An 18,588-nucleotide genomic window follows, 5' to 3' on the forward strand; every position below is an offset into this window, starting at 1 on the left:
CAGACCGCAGGCCGATCCCCGTCGCCCCGGGCCGTCACCCGAAGCGCCGACCGAACCGCCACCGCCACCGTGAGGAGAGAGACCTCCCGCCATGCCACTGCACGAACCGTCGCCGTACGAGGTCCTGGGCATCCCGCTCACGGCCGGCGTGCGCGAGATCAACCTCGCCGTCGGACCGGCGATGCGGGCCGGCCGGTACACCCGGCAGCAGATCCAGGAGGCCGCCGCGCTGCTGCGCAACCCGGACCGGCGCTTGGAGGCGGACCTCCAGCGGCCCCTCCCGCCGGAGCCGGTCGACCAGGCCGCCGAGCTGCTCGCCCCCGCACTCGTCGAGCCGCTCCTGGTGATCGAGCGCCCGCCGCTGCCGCCCGCCGCCCTGCCCGCCCTCCACCGGGCCGAGCTGGCCGCCGACTTCACCGAGCCCGCCCCCGGCGGCGCCGACCCCGAACCGCCCGTCCCCGCCCGCTACGCGGCGGACCTGTCCGTGCTGCCGCAGATCGAGGTCCCAGAATGACCGACGCACCCACCGACGCACCTGCCGAAGCCCTGGCCGATGGGCACCGGCCGTTGGAGATCCCGCCCGGCGTCGAGGACGTCGACCTGGAGCAGGCGTTCGGCCGACTGCTCTTCCGGGCGTCCCTGCTGGGGAGCAAGCTGACGGAGCAGAAGCAGGAAGCCCGGGCCGAGCAGCGCGAACTGCTGGGCATCCTGGTCGAGGTGGACGACGCGCTCGCCGCCCTCGGCCTGGACCGCGAGCTGGTGGCGCTCGGGCGCGGCGCCGGCCTGGAGGCCACCCGGCGCCGGCTGCTCGGGCAGCTCGCCAAGGCCAGGGTGCGGCCGATGCGGCTGGAGGGCATGACGGCCGACCCGGACCTGACCGAGATCGTGGGCACCGAGGCCCGGTCCGGGGTGGCGCCGGAGACGGTGGTGCGGACGGTGGTGACCGGGTTCTTCTGGGGGGACGAGGTGCTGCGCCGGGCCCAAGTGGTGGTCGCCGCACCGGAGTCGGAGCCGTACCCGGACCCGTACCCGGAGCCCGCGGTCGCCGAGCCGGAGGCGCCCGGGGCCGCCGGGGCCGCCGAGGCCGCCGAGACCGTCGAAGCCTTCGAGACAACGGAAGCCACCGAGGCCGTCAAGCCTGAGACACCCGAGACACCCGAGGCGGACGACGCACCCGAAGCCGCCACGCCGGTCACCCGGGCCCAGCCCAAGGCGGCCCCGCCCCGGGCCCGCCGCAGGGCCAAGGCCGTGGCCGAGCAGGCCAGGCAGATGAAGCGCAAGAAGTAGCCAGGACCACGAGGGGCAAGAGGGGAACGACATGTACCGCACACTCGGCATCGACCTGGGCACCACCAACTCCGTGGTCGCCCACCTGCGCCGGGGCGAGCCGGAGATCATCTTCAACCGGCAGAACCAGGAGGCGACGCCCTCCGTGGTCGGCAGCGGCCGCAAGGGCGAGCTGCTGGTGGGTTCCACCGCGCGCAGCCGGATCGCCGTCGACGGCGCCAACGTGATCCGCTCGGTCAAGCGCTTCATGGGCCGCAAGTTCAAGGACCCGCAGGTCCAGGCGGCCCTGAAGGAGGTGGACTACAAGGTCACCGCGGGCACCGACGGCGACGTCAACGTCTGGTTCAACGGCCGCTCGTACACCCCGATCGAGATCTCCGCGATCATCCTGCACCGCCTCAAGGAGGACGCCGAGCAGCGCTTCGGCGAGCCCTTCCACCGCGCCGTCATCACCGTCCCCGCGTACTTCGGCGAGCGGCAGGTCGCGGCCACCCAGGAGGCGGGCCGGATGGCGGGCCTGCACGTGCTGCGGATCATCAACGAGCCGACCGCCGCCGCCCTCGCCTACGGGATCACCTCCGAGGCGGGCGAGGAGGGGAAGACCGTCCTGGTCTACGACCTCGGCGGCGGCACCTTCGACATCTCCATCCTGCTGCTGGTGCCTGGCTCGGTCTCGGTGCTCGGCATCGAGGGCGACAACCTGCTCGGCGGCGACGACTTCGACCGGGGGATCACCACCGCGCTGCTGGAGGACATCCGCGAGGAGTACGGCGCGGAGTACCAGCCCGACCTGCGCGACCGTCCGAAGATCGCCGCCACCGCCGAGACCATCAAGATCGAGCTCTCCCATCAGGAGTCCTCCGAGGTCATCCTGCCGGGCCTGGGCGCCGGACAGCTGGTGCTGGAGACGGAGTTCGAGCGGGCCCGCTTCGAGGAGCTGATCGAGGCCCGGATCGAGCGCACCATCGAGCTGACCCACAAGGCCATCATGCAGGCCAACCTGACCGTCGGGGACATCGACGAGGTGGTGCTGGTCGGCGGCTCGACCGCGATCCCGCTGGTCGCCCGCCGGCTCGGCGAGGTCTTCGGCCCCCGCCGGATCCGGCGCGGCGTCAACCCGATGCAGTGCGTGGCGCTCGGCGCGGCCGTGCAGTCCGCGCTGGTCGGCGAGGTGGAGTGCCCCGAGTGCCGGGCCCCCGGCGACCTGTCCGCCTCCAACTGCGCCAACTGCGCCGCCGGCCTGCTCGGCGGCGACCGGGTCTCCTGCCCGACCTGCCACCTCCCGGTCGACGCCGGGGCGGCCTCCTGCCCCAAGTGCGAGCAGGCGCTGGACGGTTCGGGCGGCGGCGGGACGGTCCCGCGGCAGGCCACCCGGGCCACCGCCGTGGTGCACGGCGGCAACTGCCCGCGCTGCGGCACCCCGGCCGCCCCCGGCGTCACCGCCTGCGAGCTGTGCGGCGAGCCGCTCAACTCGGCCGCCCCGGGCCACACCAGGGTGGCCACCACCGCCGCCGAGGACGTCGGCCTGCGCTGCGCCTCCTGTGGCCTGGTGAACCCGCCGGGCTGCGAGGTCTGCCCGGGCTGCGGCGAACTGGCGCAGGTCACCAACCCGTTCGACATCACCCCGAAGAACCTCGGCATCGAGCTGAACGACGGCCGCCTCGCCGTCATCATCCCCAAGAACACCAGCTACCCGACGAGTTCGCCGGTCAGCCGGGAGTTCGTGGTCTCCGGCAGCGGCCGGCAGCGGCTGGAGGTCGCGGTCTACGAGGGCGAGCACGAGATCGCCCAGCAGAACGAGCTGATCGGCCACCTCACCCTGCGGCTGCCCGAGGGCCTGGGCGGCCGTACCCCGGTGGAGGTCGCCTTCGGCCTCGACCGGGACCGCACCATCACGCTGTCGGTGCGGATCCAGGGCGGCGCCGAGAAGACCGTCAAGCTGGAGCGGGTCACCCTCGACCCGGAGCTGAAGGTGCAGGTGGAGGAGCAGCAGCGGCAGATCGAGTCCTTCACCGACCGCTGGGGCGGCGAGCTGACCGAGGCCGAGATGCGCGAGGCGCAGCGGCTGATGGACACCCTGGACGACCTGGCGGCCGGGCAGACCCGCGGCCAGTCGGTGGACGCGGCGCTGGAGCGGGCCCAGCAGCAGCTCAAGGCCCAGCGCTGGGTGCGCGGCTCCGAGGCGTACCTGAGCCTGTTCATCCACTACTGCGAGAAGCTCCTCGACCCGAGCGACCTGGACCGGCTGCGGTCGGTGGCCGCCGAGCTGCGGCTGCGCCGGGAGGCCGCCGACTGGGACGGCGCGGTGCGCTCGGCCCGCAAGGCGGACGAGCTGTGCGACTCGCTCGGGCACACCATGCGGATGCTGACCATGTGCAACATCTACGTGACCCAGAGCATGGTCTCGCCCGCCCTGGCCCAGCTGATCATGGCCGAGCTGCGCGGCCTGGACGAGGCCGTGGAGGCGCCCAACATGGCGGACGTGAACACCCACATGTCGAACCTGCTGGCCCTGTACGCGCAGGCGCAGCGGGAGCTGGGCAGCGAGCCGGCCCAGGAGTCGCTCGGCCCGGTCCGGCCGGAGGAGGCGGGGCCGCGATGAGCGCCGTGGACGCCGTGGACGCCGTGTCCGTCCCGGGCGCCGGGGGCGCTGTCGCGGCCCTTGAGGCCCCGCCGGTGCCGTGCCCGCTGTGCAGGGTTCCGGCGGACCCGGTGACCCTGCGCTGCCCGTCCTGCCGGGAGGACCTGTCCGTGCTGTTCCGGCTGCGTTACGCCGGACGGATCGACTACAACCGCGCACTGGAGGCCCTGGCGGCCGGGGAGGGGCCGCTCGCCCTCGGGCTGCTGCACCGCGCGGTGGCGGCCGAGCCGGGCCTTCGTCCGGCCCGGGACCTGCTGGAATCGCTCGGTGGCGCCGGCCCCGAGGCCGGGGAGCCGGTGGGTCGGGAGGGCGACACGCCCTAGACGGGCGAATCCGGCGTGCGGAGGAGCGCATCCCTTGTGATCGTGGGCGAGGTGTGATCGTCACACTTCGACCCGCTCTGCTCACAAGGAGTGACGCAATGCGTATGCGTACCACCTTCGCCGCCACCGCCCTCGCCGCGGTGACGGTCCTCGCCGGGGCCGGCACCGCGTCCGCCGGCGACGCCACCGCCAACGGGGCCGCCATCGGTTCGCCCGGCATCCTGTCCGGCAACGTGATCCAGGTCCCGATCAACCTGGAGGCCAACGTCTGCGGGAACTCGATCGACATCATCGGGCTCCTCAACCCGGCGTTCGGCAACACCTGCATCAACAAGTGACCCCGCGCGCTGGGGCCGTCCGTCGACCGTGACGGGCGGCCCCAGCGCCGTGTCCGTACCCCCGTTCGGGGGTGGCGGCGCGGGGCCGGCGCCCGCGACCATGGACCCCGTCCCGCACCGCCGTCCCCAGGGAGCCCGCCCGTGCCGACCACGCCGACCCCGCGCAGCTACGCCTCCGGCACCTCGGACGTCCCGCTGCTCGGCGACACCATCGGGGAGAACCTCGACCGCGCGGTGCGCGCCTTCCCCGGGCGCGACGCCCTGGTCGACCGGGCCACCGCCCGCCGTTGGACGTACGCCGAACTCGCCGCCGACGTCGACGCCCTGGCGCTCGGCCTGCTGGAACTCGGGATCGCGAAGGGGGACCGGGTCGGCATCTGGGCCCCCAACTGCGCCGAGTGGACGCTCACCCAGTACGCCACCGCCAAGCTCGGCGCGATCCTGGTCACGGTCAACCCGGCCTACCGCGCCCACGAGTTGGAGTACGTGCTGAACCAGGCCGGCATCCGGCTACTGGTCGCCGCCGAGCGCTTCAAGACCTCCGACTATGCCGGGATGATCTCTGAAGTGCGGCCCCGCTGTCCGGAGTTGGAGCACGTCCTGCTGCTCGGCGGCCCCGACTGGGACGCGGTGACCGCCGCCGGACGGCGCGCCGACCCGGCCCGACTCGCCGAACGGCAGGGCGAGTTGGCCCCCGACGACCCGATCAACATCCAGTACACCTCCGGGACGACCGGCTTCCCCAAGGGCGCGACGCTCTCCCACCACAACATCCTCAACAACGGATACTTCGTCGGGGAGTTGCTCGCCTACACCGAGCAGGACCGGATCTGCATCCCGGTCCCGTTCTACCACTGCTTCGGCATGGTGATGGGCAATCTCGCCGCCACCTCGCACGGCGCCTGCGTGGTCATCCCCGCCCCCTCCTTCGAGCCCGGCGCCACCCTGGCCGCCGTCGCCGCCGAGCGCTGCACCTCGCTGTACGGCGTGCCGACCATGTTCATCGCCGAGCTGGCCGACCCGGACTTCGAGCGCTACGACCTCGGCAGCCTGCGCACCGGCATCATGGCCGGCTCGCCCTGCCCGAGCGAGGTGATGAAGGAGGTCATCGGGCGGATGGGCATGGCGCAGGTCTCCATCTGCTACGGCATGACCGAGACCTCGCCGGTCTCCACCCAGACCCGGGTCGACGACCCGGTCGAGCGGAGGGTCGCCACGGTGGGCCGGGTCGGCCCGCACCTGGAGGTCAAGGTGGTCGACCCGGCCACCGGTCGGACCGTCCCGCGCGGCGAAACCGGCGAGCTCTGCACCCGCGGCTACTCCGTCATGCTCGGCTACTGGGGCGAGCCGGAGCGCACCGCCGAGGCCGTCGACGCCGCCCGCTGGATGCACACCGGGGACCTCGCGGTGATGGACGAGGACGGCTACCTCGCCATCACCGGCCGGATCAAGGACATGGTGATCCGCGGCGGCGAGAACCTCTACCCGCGCGAGATCGAGGAGTTCCTCCACACCCACCCGGACATCCTCGACGTCCAGGTCATCGGCGTCCCCGACGCCAAGTACGGGGAGGAGCTGATGGCCTGGATCCGGATGCGGGAGGGCGCCGAGCCGCTCACCGCCGAGGCCGTCCGCGGGTACTGCGCCGGCCGGCTCGCCCACGTCAAGATCCCGCGCTACGTGCACGTGGTCGAGGAGTTCCCGATGACGGTCACCGGGAAGATCCGCAAGGTCGAGATGCGGGCGCAGGCCCAGCGGATCCTGGGGCTCTGACCGGGGCGCGCCTCCGCCCGGGCGAGTCCGGGGAGCGCGTCGGCCCGCCCGGCGGGAGAGTGTGATCATGCTCGACGTCACAGTGGAACGCCTGATCCCCCTCCCGCCCGCCACGGTCGCCGCCTACGCGATGGACTGGCGCCACGACTCCGAGTGGACCCGGGGCATCCGCAGCGCCACCCTCACCCGGGAGGCCGACACCGGCGGCTTCGGCGCGGGCGCCGAGGTCACCCGGACCGCGCACTTCCTGGGCCGGTCCTTCTCGTACGTGCTGCGCGTGTCGCGCCACGACCCGCCGACGGTGCTCGACATGGTCTCCGTCGCCGGGCCGATGCCCATGCGCGTCACCTACACCTTCGAGCCCACCCGGACCGGCACCTTCGCCCGCATCCGGGTCCGCGGCGGCCTCCGCCTGGCCGGCCCGCTGATGTCCCGCCCGGTGCGGTCCGCCCTCACCGCGGACCTGCGCGCCCTGGAGTCCCGCCTCGGCCGCTGACGCTCGCCCCCCCCGTGCGCGAACGCGGACGGCCGGCGAGGGTTGCTGCCCTTCGCCGGCCGTCGAGGTCCGTTCCGGTTACCGCGCGCCCCACTCCCGGTCCGTCGGCACGATCTCGCGGCCGAGCGGCATCAGCGAGATCGGGATCATCTTCAGGTTGGCCCACCCGAAGGGGATGCCGATGATCGACAGGAACAGCGGGATGCTGGTGATCAGGTGCCCGATCGCCAGCCACCAGCCGGCGAAGACCAGCCAGATCACGTTCCCGACGCACGACGCCGGCCCGGCGTCCGGCCGCTCCACCGCCGTCCGCCCGAACGGCCACAGGATGAAGCCGGCGATCCGGAAGGAGGCGATCCCGAACGGGATGGTAATGATCAGTACGCAGCAGATGATTCCGGCGAGCACGTAGGCAAGAGCCATCCAAATGCCGCAGAAAATCAACCAGATGACATTGAGGATGAACTTCACTGCACTCATGCTCGGTACCTTCTCACGGCTGATGACGTTGCACTGCAACCGTGCCATGCCCGCCGGTGCGCGTGTCTACGCCCTTAGGGGTCGTTCCTCAGGGACCGGTCCGGGTGGCAGTCCCAGCGGCTGCCGCCTCGGGAGACGGTGACGGACCGCACGACCGCGTGGCCCCTGGCGATGAGGCGGCGCGCGAGCCCTCGCCGGGTAGGGCTTCGCGTGCCGCACCCGGTCTTCCCGCCGGGGACCCTCTCCGGCCGGGGCCCGGCCGCGGTCGGCGCAGGGCCGTCGGAGTTCGTCGTGGCTCCGGTCCCCGTTGTCGGCCTGGGGGACGCCCGAGGAGTTCGGCAGGAGTCGGCCCACAAGGCTGGAACCCGAACCTGCCAACCCGCGCCGGAACGCCGAGCCTCGCCGCCGCACGTCCACCACCGTGCGGGACCCGCACAGCCGAGGACGCTGACGGTCGAGTCGGTGCGGGCCGGTGAGTTCGCGAAGGGCCACGACGGCGTCGGGCCGGCTGCCGTCGGGGGGCGCGCCCGCCAGGCGGCCGGGCGCATCGTCGTGTCGACGGTCATGTGACGCATGCCTGTGCGCAAGGCTCCCTGCCACAGTGAGGTGCATGAGGCCGCCTGCGGCGGCATGTCCTGACGCCGGGAACGGCCGTGTGCCCTGCCCGCCGTCGCACTCGCTCGCGACCGAGCCGTCGAGGCGGGTGCCGGCCTCGACCGCGCGATGGATGCGCGGGTCCTGCTGCTTTCCGGGCCGTGATTCGACGGGAGAAACTCGATGACGACGATGTCCTGGCACACCCAGGCCGTCTCCCCGATGCCTCTGAGGAATGAGGAGTTCCTCCATCTGGCACTGACCATCGACGCTTCGGTGATGATCAGCAGGGATGGTGACGAGATCCCCTTGAAGGCGGGCGACCTGGTTTTCTGTGATCCGGGCCGGTCTCGCTCCCCGAGGTTCGCCGATGGCGGCCGGATCGCCTTCCTTCGCCTGCCCCGTTGCCTTCTGGAGCTGTCGGAAACGGACTGCGACCGCCTCACGGGAATGGTCTCGGGAGGCGGCAGCGGCTTGGGTGCACTGGTGTCGAGTTGTCTGGCCGAGCTCACCAGCGGGGGGCGGGACCACAGGCCCGAGACCCTCCACCGGCTCACCCGCACCACCGTGGATCTGCTCGTCGTCCTTGTCATGGAACTTCTCCAGACGGAGGGAGGAGACCTTTCGACGGTTCCCCGTGGCGAACTGCTCGCGCAGATCCAGAACCACATCGAGAAGCACCTGACGGATCCGGACCTGTCGCCGTATTCGATCGCCCGCGCCCACCACATATCGGTCCGCTACCTGCACAAGATCTTCCAGCACGAGGGCATCACGGTGGGTCAGTGGCTGCGGCAGCGCCGGTTGGAATCCTGCAGGAACGACCTGAGGCGCACACCGAACCGCAGGATCGCCGTCTCGGCGGTGGCGAACCGTTGGGGCTTCGTCAGCGCATCGCACTTCAGCCGCATTTTCCGGGAGGAGTACGGCATGAGCCCCAGCGAATGGCAGGCCCTGTCGTGACCACGGACCGTCGCCGCGGGTGCGGGCCGCAAACGTCCTGGCAGGAGCCCCGATCGGCGTGTGCGCTGTGGGGGCGGGCGTGTGCACTTCTGGCACAGCGCCCCACGTCCGGCGACATAGCGTGGCAACAAGGTACGGCTCCGATGCCCTCCTGAGGGTCGGACGCCATCACGCCTGCCGCCGACATTCTTCGCGCCGTCCTCCACAACGTCTGACGGGGTCGCTATTCGCCGCCGAGGTCGGTCAGGTGGAGCCGGCCGCGGGAGGTGATGTCGAGTTTCTGGAAGATGCTGCGCAGGTGCTGGCCCACCGTGCGGTGGGAGATGAACAGTCGGGTTCCGATCTCGCGGTTGGTCATCCCGGTCGCCGCCATCCTGGCGATCTGGAGTTCCTGCGGGGTGAGGGTGTCCGCGGTGGACGGTGCGGCCCGGCGGACGGCTTCGCCCGCCGCGCGCAGTTCGGACCGCGCGTCCTGGGCGAAGACGGTGGCACCCAGCGCGTCGAAGCTCTCCACGGCCGCCCGCAGGGGCCGTCGGGCCTCCAGGATGCGGCGCCGGCGGCGCAGCCATCGACCGTAGGACAGCTGCAACTGTGCTCGGTGGAAAGGCCAGTTGACCAGCGTCCTGTCGTCAAGGGCCTGTACGTAGGAGGCCTCCGTCAGGTCGGGGGCGACGACCAGGGGCCGGGTGCGGGTGACCATGGCCTTCAGGAGCGGGGCGGTCGTCTTCTCGGCCAGCGCGCTGAGCCGGGCGTGATGGTGCGCGGCCTCGTCGGTGTGGTCGGTGCGGACCGCGGCCTCGATGAGGTCCGCGGCGCCGAAGAGGCCCAGGACCGGGTGGTAGGTGATGTCGGCCGGATCCAGCACCCGCGTCAACTGCTCGTAGGCGTCGTTGTACAGCTTGTCGGCCATGGCGTGACGCCCCTTGGCGAACTGGGCGAATCCGAGCATCGAGTGCGCTCCGGCGGAGAGCAGTTCCGCCTCGGCCCCCCGGATGAGTTCGTCCGCGGTGTCGGACTCCCCGCGTTCGCTCGCCAGGGTGGCCAGTACGAGGTCGGCGGCGCACGCCCACAGGGATCGGCCGGTGTCGCGGGAGAGCCGCCGGGACTCGTCCGCCGCGGTGTGCGCCAGCCGGTGTTTGCCGAGGTGGAGCGCGGCCCAGGCCTGGCACACCAGGGCTTCGCCGAGCAGTCCCAGGCGTCCCTGCCGGCGCAGGCCGTCGACGGCGGCGTCATGGTAGGGCCAGGACAGGTCGAGCGCCCAGATCCCGGTGAGCGACGAGCCCAGGGCGTGCTGTTCGGCCGGGTCGTCCACGGCCCCCGGGGCGATCCGGGTGGTCGTGTCGATGATCCGGGCCGCTTGACCGACGGGGTCGCCCAGGGCGGCGACGGACAGGGCCATCGGGTCGCTGTCGTGCCGCTGCAGCCGCCGTGCCGCCTGGACGAAGAGGTCGCGGGTCTCCTGCGTCGGGTTGTCGTGCCAGCACCTGATGGACAGGGGCCACAGCGCGTTGAGCGCGAGTGCGGCGCCCTCACTGTCGGTGCCGGCCAGCTGGTCCGCCACGTCGGCGAATGCCCTCACCCGCTCGGGCCCGAGCCAGCTCTCGTGGTTCAGCACCTCGCTCCACAGGGTGAGGCGCAGCCTCTCCGCGGTCCGGAGCTCCGCGGACTGTGCCTCGGCGAGCTGCCGGCGTGCCGTGGCGGCCTCGCCGAGTTCGAAGTTGATCTCTGCCGCGCGCAGGAGGAGCCGGCCCCGGTGGGTGTGGGGGAGGCTGCGGAGGGCGGCCTGCCGCAGCGCCTCGGCCGCGGCCCGCGGGGCGCCCCGGGTCAGTGCTCTGAGGGCGGCCTGTTCGAGGTCGAGTGCCACGTCGTCGTTGGCCCCGGGGGTCGCGGCCGCACGGTGCCAGGCCCTGCGTTCGGGCTGCCCCGCCATGGCCTTCGCCAGTGCCGCGTGCGCGCTCAGCCGACGGGACGGGTTGGCGGCATGGTAGAGGGCCGAGCGGACCAGGGGGTGGCGGAAGTGCACCTCGTGCCCGCGGAGCTCGAGCAGCCCCGCGTCGACGGCGGGCTCCAGGGCGGTGACCGAGAGGTCGCCGCCGACCAGGACCTTCGCGCTCTCGATGATCTCCGCGAGGTCGGCGCCGTCGTCGGCGGCGGCGACCAGCAGGACGGTCCGGGTGAGCTCGGGCAGGTCCGAGGCGCGGGCGAGGAAGGACCGCTCCAGGCGGCGGGTGGTCGGCACCAGCGGCAGCAGTGCCGGCGGGACGCTCCCGTCCCCGCGCGGCACCGTCGGCAGTTCGACCAGGGCCAGCGGATTGCCGGCGGCCTCGGCCAGGATCCGTTGACCGAGGGAAGGGTCGATCCCGGGCGTGCGTGCCCGCAGGAGCGCCGCCGCCGCGTCGTCGTCGAGCCGGTGGAGCTGCATCTCGGTCAGGCCGGCGTCGTTCAGCACGCTCTCCTGGCCCTCGCGGACGGCCGTGAGCAGGGCGACCCGCTCGCCTTCGAGCCGTCGGGCGACGAAGGCGAGCACCTCGCTGCTCGCCCGGTCGATCCACTGCACGTCGTCGATCAGCAGGACGACGGGGGCTTCGTCGGCGAGGCTGCTGATCAGCTCCAACGAGGCCAGCCCCACGGAGAACATCCCCGGCGCGGCGCCGTCGTTCATGCCGAAGGCCGCGTACAGGGCCTGCCGCTGGGGCTCCAGGAGGGACGGAGCGTGGTCGGGCAGGACCGGAGCGAGCAGCTGGTGCAGTCCGGCGTAGGGAACGGAGGCTTCGGACTGCACGCCGAGTGCCGACAGGACCCGGCCGCCACGGGCGAGGGCGGCTTCCCGGGCCGCGCCGAGGAGGGCGGTCTTCCCGATGCCGGCCTCGCCGCGCAGCAGCAGGGCGTCGCCGGCCCCGTCGAAGCAGCGGGAGAGGAAGTCGGACAGGAACCGCAGTTCGCCGTCACGCCCGTACAACACGTCCCCGTCCGGAGTCACCACCGCGAGAGCGTCGGCTCACTCGGGTGCGGATGACTTCACCCCGGGGACCAGCGTCCCGACATGCCTTCACTCGGCTGAGAACAACCCTCGCCTTACGGCCCGAAGGTAACATAACCCCAGGTCAAGGAAGGAACCGTGCCCGCCGGAGCTCCACCCGGTCGTGGACCGCGGTACGGATGGAGGCGGCGGGCGGGTCGACAGGCCGGCGGGCCTGTCAGAGTTCGTCGTGGTTCCAGTCCCCGTTGTCGGTGTGGGGGCCGCCCATGGTCATCTGCACGTACCGGCGCAGGGTGCCGAGGTTGTCGACCCATCCGACGGTCGGAACCTCGACCGCGGTCGCGTTCTGACCCGACGAGACACGGGTGTAGAAGCGGGACAGGGCGTCCCAGTTGTTCTCCAGCGCCTGCTGCTGGATCGGCAGGGTCCGCACGCTCCAGTCGGTCATCGCCGCGCGGAAGGTGCCCTCGACGTCGTTGAACCGGGCGGCCTCGGACAGGGTCTGGATCATCAGGCTCAGTGACCGGGCGGTCGCCTGGCGCTGTTCCCAAGGGTTGGTCACGATCGCCAGCTGCAGGATGGAGCCCCGCACGTCGCGCCAGCTGATGGGCGTGTTCTCCCGGTTCCGGTTGGCCGCCCCGGCCAGCGAGTTGTAGTTCGAGCCGAAGTTCAGGGTCTGGACGTTGTGGCTGACCGGCGGCGCCGGGGCGGTGGTCTCCGAGATCCGAGCCTGCAGGGCACCGTTGAGGTCGCCGAACTGGTAGGTGTCGCCGTGCTCGTTGGAGAAGCCCCACACGTAGAGGTTGGAGGGGTTGATCCAGATGTCGGTGCGGTGGCGCTGGTCGTGGTCGTCGAGTGCGCTCAGCGAGACCTGGACGAGACCGACGTCCTCGAGCTGGGTCTCCTGCACGTTGTAACCCGCCACCGCCGCCCGCAGGCTGCCCAGGAAGTTGGAGTACCGCATCCGCTCGTTGTCGCTGGGGCTGTCCGACAGGTCGAACCACACGTGGGACATGTGGCGCCACTCGGTGCGGGCCTCGGCGGTTCCGGCCGCGCCGAGCACGCCGGTGAGCGCCATGCCCAGGCCCACGCCTGCCAGGAGGACCGAACGGAGCCGTGCGCGGACGGTGGTGTGCCTCTTCATCGTCTTCTCTCTCGCTTGCCGGACCCACGGACTGACGGTCCGTCCGGTCCGGGAGCGGCGCCGTTCGGGCGCCGCGGTTCTTCTTCCGGACAGCACTGTGCCACGCGGCGGGGCGCGCCCGGGGCGGGTCGATCGGCCCGTACGGGCGGCCTTCGGCCGGACGGGCCGGGCGTCCGGCCGGGTCGACGGTGGGGATGCGGGGGAGCGCCACGGCGCGGCGCTTCGGCCGTCAACTCGCTTGGTGTCAAAGGTATATGACGTACAGTCAAGTCCTTTCGACGTGAGGGAGGTGGGGCGGAAGTCCGGGTCCGTCGTTCGGAGAGAACACCCACGCCCGAACGCGCGCGTTCGGCATCGGGCCTCCGGAGAGGTGCAGAGTCGGCACAGTGATGGGCACTGACGGTCAAGCCCGGTGGAGCGGCCGGCGGGGGGTCACCGTGCCGGGTTGTTGCCGAGCTGCCAGTCCCTGGGGGGCATGCCGTAGGCGGCGCGGAAGGCGCGGCTGAAGTGGCTGGAGTTGGCGAAGCCCCAGCGGCGGGCGATGCCCGCGATGCCGAGTTCCGCGGCGACCGGGCGCAGGAGGTCGCGGCTGCAGCGCTCCAGGCGTTGGGCGCGGATCCAGCTGCTGACCGTGGTGCCTTCGAGGTGGAAGAGCTTGTGGAGGAACCGGACCGACATGAAGTTGGCCTCCGCGATGGTGGACGGGCGGAGGTCCGGGTCGTGGAGGTTGCGCAGGATGTGGTCCTTGACCCGTTCCAGGGAGGCCGTACTCCGCGGGGCCTGCCGGCGGGAGCGGACGGAGCGGTCGTCGACGAGGAGGGCCAGCAGGTCGAGTGCGGTGGTCGCGGCCCGGCGGCCGACGGCCTCGTCCAGGACCCGCGCCTCGCGCGCCATCCGGGAGAGGTAGGTGGCGACCAGGGCGGCGCTGCCCTCGGCGCCGCTGAAGGAGGTGGCGGTCAGTGCCCGGAGGTCCCGTTCCGAGACGTCCAGTTCCGCGCGGGGGAAGTGGAAGGAGGTGAAGACGAACCCCTCCTCGATCTTCTTGCGGAAGACCCGGGAGGTGTCGGTGAAGGAGAACTCGCCCGGCCGGATGACGGACTCCCTGCCGTCCTGCTCCTTGAGTGCCCTGCCGCGCTCCTGCAGGCTGAGGATCAGCGACGGGGGACCGTCGTCGGCGAGCATGCGCCGGGTGCGCGTCACCACCTGCGGCCCCGCCTGGACCCGCAGTATCCGGATCGGGCCGAGTTGGTGGCCGACGATCGCCCCGGGCGACGGAACCTCCTCCAGGAGGTCCACGGCCATCGGCACGAAGGCGTGGGACACCGCCTCGTGCCAGCTCTCCGCCCGGTCGGAGGCGGACAGTCGCGCGGTGGAGAGAGATGCGGGCACCGGGTTCCTCTCGGGTCGGTCGGCCACCGGTGGCCCCGTCCACCGCTGCGCCGTCCGGACCACCATGCCAGCGGGCCCGGGGCGGGACATCGCGTGAACCTAGTAGATCGGGGGTGGCCTCACTTCTCGGCCGCACCGGTGGCGGCGCCGGTGACGTGGCGCTGGGCGGCGACGAGCAGGACGGCGGCGGGCACGGAGGCCAGGACGGCGGTGGCCATGACGGCGTTCCAGCGGTCGGTGTGGGCGCCGAGGTACTGGTAGACGCCCAGGGTGATCGGCCGGACGGTGTCCGTGGTGGTCAGGGTGAGGGCGAAGAGGAAGTCGCTCCAGGCGAGGAGGAAGGTGAAGACGCCGGCCGTGATCAGCGCGTTCCGGCTCAACGGGAGCACCACGGAGCGGAAGACGCGCAGTCGGCCGGCGCCGTCCACCCGCGCGGCGTCGACGATCTCCTCGGGGATGCTCCGCATGAACGAGTGCAGGACAAGGATCGCGAAGGGGACGCCGGCGGTGGAGTCGGCGAGGACCAGCCCGAGGCGGGAGTTCAGGAGCCCCAGGTCGTTGTAGGCGCCGTAGAGCGCGTTGGCCACCACGATGCCCGGCACCGCCTGGGTGGTCAGGACGCCCAGGAGCACGACCCTGGTGCCGCGCAGGCGGAACCGGGCCAGCGCGTGGGCCGCCGGTGCGGCGAGCAGCAGGCTGAGCAGCGCGCTGCCGAGGGCCACCGTGAGGCTGGTGACGAGGTTGCGCCCCTGGTCGCGCAGTGCGGTGGCGTATCCGCCGAGGTCCGGGTGGAGCGGGAACCAACCTCCGCGCAGGGTGTTGCCGGCCGGCTGGAGGGAGGCGTTCACCATCCAGTAGACGGGGAACAGCATCAGCGCGAGCAGGACGATCCCGACGAGGGTGGACAGCGGGCCGCCACGGCCGGGTGGGCGTTTCACGGGAGCGACTCTCCGACGGTCAGACGGTCCGGGCGCGACGGTCGGCGCGCAGGTGGAGGACGGCGAACGCCAGCGAGAGGACGATGAGCAGGTTGCCCATCGCCGCGCCGCGCCCGAAGTCGAACTGCCGGAAGGACAGTTCGTAGGCCTGGGTGGCGATGGTCTCGGTGGCGCCGGCCGGCCCGCCGCCCGTGACCACCAGGATGACGTCCAGGGCCTTGACGGTGTAGACGACGCCCAGCACGAGCACCACGCGGACCACCGGCCGCAGCAGCGGCCAGGTGATGTGGCGGAACGAGGCCAGCGGACCGGCGCCGTCCAGCCTCGCCGCCTCGTACAGGTGCGGAGGGATGTCCTGCAGACCGCCGTACAGGATCGCGGTGTTGAAGGGGACGCCGACCCAGATGTTGACCAGGACCACCGACAGCAGCGCCTGGGAGGTGCCGGTGAGCCAGGGAACGCCGGACGACGTGAGGTGGAGGCCGCGCAGCACCGTGTTGACGACTCCGGTGTCGGGCTCGAGCATCCACTTCCAGACGGTTCCGGAGGCGACCAGCGGCAGCAGCCACGGCAGGAGCAGGAGTGACCGCAGCACGCCGCCGAGCGGGAAGCGGCGCCGGAAGAACAGGGCGAAGGCCAGGCCGAGGGCGAACTGCCCCAGGACCGAGCCCGCCGTGAACACGGCCGTGGTCAGCAGGGTCCGGGGGAAGGCGGAGGAGGAGAGGACCGCCGCGTAGTTCCGCAGGCCCGTGAACGGGGCGTCACCGGTGTAGAAGCTCGTGACGGTGTACTGCTGGAAGCCCGTCACGAGGTTGTCGACGATCGGGTAGCCGAAGAACAGCAGCAGGTACGCCGCGGCGGGCGCGATGAAGAGCCACCGGGTCCATCGCTCCCCGCGCCGGACCGGCGACGGGTCAGCGGCCCGCGGCGGTCTGCTGCGCATGGCCGAGGGCTTCCTCCGGTGTCTGTTCGCCTGTCAGCGCGGACTGGATCGCGGTGTAGATCCCCGTCGCCGCCCTGGGCCACTCGACGCCGAGCTCGCTGGTACGGGCGCGCGCCGCCGTCACGCTCTGGGCGAAGGCGGCCACCGACGGGTTCTCCTCGGCGTGCTGTGCGGCCACCGCGGTGCGGGAGGGCACGGTGTGGTGATCCCGGGCCACGGTGAGCATGTTCGAGGGGGAGTTCAGGCAGGCGAGGACCTGGGCGGCCTTCTCCTGCCGGGCCTTGGAGGGGTTCTGCGGCACCGTCCATACCTCTCCGCCGAGCGGGGTGACCAGGGTCTGCCCCGGACGGGGGACGGGTACGGGTGCCACTCCCCAGTGCAGGCCCGCATCCTGTTCCAGGGCGGGGACGCGCCACGGGCCGTTGATCATCATGGCCGTCCGTCCGGCGATGAACTGGTCGTGGACGTCGGCCTGGGTCCAGTTCAGCACCGACTTCGACATGGACCCGCTCTTCACCAGGTCGACCCAGAGCTGGAGCGCCTGCGCGGCCTCGGGAGTGTCCAACCGCCGCTCGTCACCGCCGTTGGACCACAGGAAGGGCAGGAACTGCCAGGTGCCCTCGAAGGTGGCGTTCGCGTCGACCGCCATGCCGTAGCGCCCGGGACGGGTCAGCGCGGCCGCGGCGGCCTTCAGTTCGTCCCAGGTCCGCGGGACGGCGAGGCCGGCCTCGGCGAGCATGTCCTTGTTGTAGATCAGGGCGACGGTGCTGACGTTGGGGGCCAGCCCGTACAGCCTGCCCTGGTAGCTGCCCGCGGACGCGATGCCCGGGGCGAAGCCGTCGGCGTCGATGCCGTAGCCGTCCAGCGGGGTCAGCGCGCCGGCCCGGGCGATCTGCTGCAGGTCGGGGTTGTCGAGCATCAGCAGGTCGGGGAGGGTCCGCGAGGACGCCTGCTGCAGGACCTTGGGGATCAGGGACGCCCCCGGGACGCTCGTCTGCTCGACCCGGACCCCGACCGTCCGCCCGCACGCGGTGAGCAGGTCGCCCCACTGGGCGTGCTCGGTCCGGTCGGTGTAGTAGTCGAGCGCGGTGATGGCGGTGACCTCGCCCCCGGCTTGCCCGGAGCCGGTGGGGCCACCGCACCCGGTGACGGCCGGCACCAGGAGGAGGAGCCCGGTCAGGAGGGCGGCGATCCGCCGGGCCGACGATCTGGCCGGTGAGATCATGCTGGTGCCTTTGCCGGGTGCTCGGGGGCGGGGTCCGATCGGACTCCTCCGTTCGAACGAACATTAAACACCCCCCGGAGTACCCGTGGCGTGCCCGGTGGCCTCCCGGATCATCGCCACCACGGCTTCGGGCCGCGAGAGCGGGAGGGCGTGCGAGGCGTCCAGCACGTACTCGGTGGCCGCCATGCGCTGGGCCATGAAGCGCTGGGCGGCGGGGTTGAGCATCCGGTCGGCGGTCGCGATGGCGTACCAGGACGGCTTGTCCGCCCAGGCCGGCGAGCCCGACCGGTCGGTCAGCGCGCCGCGGGCCATCGGGCGTTGTGCCGCGGCGAGCGCCTGCCCGGCCGCGGGTGACAGGTCGTCGGCGTACAGCTGCCGGAACCGTTCCGGGTGGATGGACACCTCGCTGCCGGCCCCGGAGGGGAGGGTGGTGGTGACGGTCGCGTCGGCCAGCGGGGAGGGGGCGAAGCGGTCGGTGATGTCCAGCACGCACTCGCCGGCGTCGAGGCCGAACGCGGCGGCGTAGCACAGGGCCACCACCTGGTCGGAGTCGTCGGCCGCCTGGGTGATGACCGCGCCGCCGTACCCGTGGCCGACCAGGACGACGGGGGTGCCGAGCCGGCGCAGCAGGCTCCGGACGCACGCGGCGTCCTGCGCCAGGCCGCGCAGCGGGTTGGCGGGGGCATGCACCGTCAGACCGGCGGCGCGCAGCGGCCCGATGACCTCCGACCAGGTCGAGGCGTCGGTGAACGCCCCGTGCACCAGGACGACGGTCGGTGGAACGGGGGTGGGTCTGTGCATGCCGATGGCCTTCGACTGGGCGGCGGAGCGGGACAGGGGGAGTCCCAGCCAAGCCGGTCCGGCCGTGGCGGGGCATCGCGTGAACGTACCAAGGAGGCGTGCCGAGCCCTGGCGGACCGTCCGGCGGCCGAGCGCGGGCTGCTCGACGATCCCGGGCGACGACCGGGACGGCCTGTGCGCTCTCGGGCGAACGGCGGTGCGCGGTCGGACGAACCCGGCGGCGGGGCGGCTCTAGCCTCGTGCCGCGAGTGACCTGAGCGACCACTACTCCGG

General features: G+C 72.3%; 16 protein-coding genes. 8 read left to right on the plus strand and 8 right to left on the minus strand.

What is annotated here, in order from left to right:
• Window positions 1-91: 91 nt before the first annotated feature.
• The 7 genes from ACFVU7_RS13505 to ACFVU7_RS13535 all read left to right on the plus strand — a co-directional run bounded on the left by ACFVU7_RS13505 (window position 92) and on the right by ACFVU7_RS13535 (window position 6,858).
• On the plus strand, window positions 92-514 hold the full coding sequence (locus ACFVU7_RS13505) for a hypothetical protein (protein WP_049656716.1): 423 nt from the start codon (window positions 92-94) through the stop codon (window positions 512-514).
• On the plus strand, window positions 511-1,287 hold the full coding sequence (locus ACFVU7_RS13510) for a nucleotide exchange factor GrpE (protein WP_388045101.1): 777 nt from the start codon (window positions 511-513) through the stop codon (window positions 1,285-1,287). The genes ACFVU7_RS13505 and ACFVU7_RS13510 overlap by 4 nt, the downstream gene beginning before the upstream one ends.
• Window positions 1,288-1,318: 31 nt before the next feature.
• On the plus strand, window positions 1,319-3,889 hold the full coding sequence (locus tag ACFVU7_RS13515; RefSeq protein WP_117487068.1) for an Hsp70 family protein: 2,571 nt from the start codon (window positions 1,319-1,321) through the stop codon (window positions 3,887-3,889).
• Window positions 3,886-4,251, plus strand: coding sequence for a hypothetical protein (locus ACFVU7_RS13520; RefSeq protein WP_388045102.1), 366 nt, complete (start codon window positions 3,886-3,888; stop codon window positions 4,249-4,251). The genes ACFVU7_RS13515 and ACFVU7_RS13520 overlap by 4 nt, the downstream gene beginning before the upstream one ends.
• A 98-nt stretch (window positions 4,252-4,349) precedes the next feature.
• The gene (locus ACFVU7_RS13525; protein WP_079272115.1) at window positions 4,350-4,589 is read left to right on the plus strand and encodes a chaplin; all 240 of its coding nucleotides are present in this window, start codon (window positions 4,350-4,352) and stop codon (window positions 4,587-4,589) included.
• A 141-nt stretch (window positions 4,590-4,730) separates the two neighbouring features.
• Window positions 4,731-6,362 (plus strand): AMP-binding protein, encoded by a 1,632-nt coding sequence (locus ACFVU7_RS13530; RefSeq protein WP_388045103.1) that lies wholly within the window; start codon window positions 4,731-4,733, stop codon window positions 6,360-6,362.
• Window positions 6,363-6,426: 64 nt separating this feature from the next.
• A complete protein-coding gene (locus ACFVU7_RS13535) occupies window positions 6,427-6,858 on the plus strand; it encodes an SRPBCC family protein (protein ID WP_049656735.1) in 432 nt (143 codons plus the stop codon).
• 78 nt (window positions 6,859-6,936) lie between these two features.
• Here ACFVU7_RS13535 and ACFVU7_RS13540 read toward each other — a convergent pair whose 3' ends face one another.
• A complete protein-coding gene (locus ACFVU7_RS13540; RefSeq protein ID WP_388045104.1) occupies window positions 6,937-7,338 on the minus strand; it encodes a YccF domain-containing protein in 402 nt (133 codons plus the stop codon).
• 777 nt (window positions 7,339-8,115) lie between these two features.
• Between ACFVU7_RS13540 and ACFVU7_RS13545 the strand changes: the two genes are divergently transcribed.
• On the plus strand, window positions 8,116-8,895 hold the full coding sequence (locus ACFVU7_RS13545; protein ID WP_388045105.1) for an AraC family transcriptional regulator: 780 nt from the start codon (window positions 8,116-8,118) through the stop codon (window positions 8,893-8,895).
• A 223-nt stretch (window positions 8,896-9,118) separates the two neighbouring features.
• Here the strand turns inward: ACFVU7_RS13545 and ACFVU7_RS13550 are convergent, their stop codons facing one another.
• The 7 genes from ACFVU7_RS13550 to ACFVU7_RS13580 form a co-directional block, all read right to left on the minus strand.
• Window positions 9,119-11,878 carry an AAA family ATPase gene (locus tag ACFVU7_RS13550; RefSeq protein WP_388045106.1) on the minus strand — a complete coding sequence of 920 codons (2,760 nt, stop codon included), beginning with the start codon at window positions 11,876-11,878 and terminating at the stop codon, window positions 9,119-9,121.
• A 214-nt stretch (window positions 11,879-12,092) separates the two neighbouring features.
• Window positions 12,093-13,019 carry a ribosome-inactivating family protein gene (locus tag ACFVU7_RS13555; protein WP_388045107.1) on the minus strand — a complete coding sequence of 309 codons (927 nt, stop codon included), beginning with the start codon at window positions 13,017-13,019 and terminating at the stop codon, window positions 12,093-12,095.
• A gap of 432 nt (window positions 13,020-13,451) precedes the next feature.
• Entirely contained in the window at window positions 13,452-14,408 is a 957-nt protein-coding gene (locus ACFVU7_RS13560; protein WP_388045108.1) for a helix-turn-helix domain-containing protein, read from the minus strand.
• 119 nt (window positions 14,409-14,527) lie between these two features.
• The gene (locus ACFVU7_RS13565; RefSeq protein WP_388045109.1) at window positions 14,528-15,346 is read right to left on the minus strand and encodes a carbohydrate ABC transporter permease; all 819 of its coding nucleotides are present in this window, start codon (window positions 15,344-15,346) and stop codon (window positions 14,528-14,530) included.
• A 19-nt stretch (window positions 15,347-15,365) separates the two neighbouring features.
• The gene (locus ACFVU7_RS13570; RefSeq protein WP_388045110.1) at window positions 15,366-16,289 is read right to left on the minus strand and encodes a carbohydrate ABC transporter permease; all 924 of its coding nucleotides are present in this window, start codon (window positions 16,287-16,289) and stop codon (window positions 15,366-15,368) included.
• Entirely contained in the window at window positions 16,261-17,514 is a 1,254-nt protein-coding gene (locus ACFVU7_RS13575) for an extracellular solute-binding protein (protein ID WP_388045111.1), read from the minus strand. The genes ACFVU7_RS13570 and ACFVU7_RS13575 overlap by 29 nt, the downstream gene beginning before the upstream one ends.
• 63 nt (window positions 17,515-17,577) lie before the next feature.
• Window positions 17,578-18,315 carry an alpha/beta fold hydrolase gene (locus ACFVU7_RS13580; RefSeq protein WP_388045112.1) on the minus strand — a complete coding sequence of 246 codons (738 nt, stop codon included), beginning with the start codon at window positions 18,313-18,315 and terminating at the stop codon, window positions 17,578-17,580.
• Between the last annotated feature and the right edge of the window lie 273 nt (window positions 18,316-18,588).

It is taken from the genome of Kitasatospora sp. NPDC058046 (assembly GCF_042885595.1).
Taxonomy (GTDB): Bacteria; Actinomycetota; Actinomycetes; order Streptomycetales; family Streptomycetaceae; genus Kitasatospora.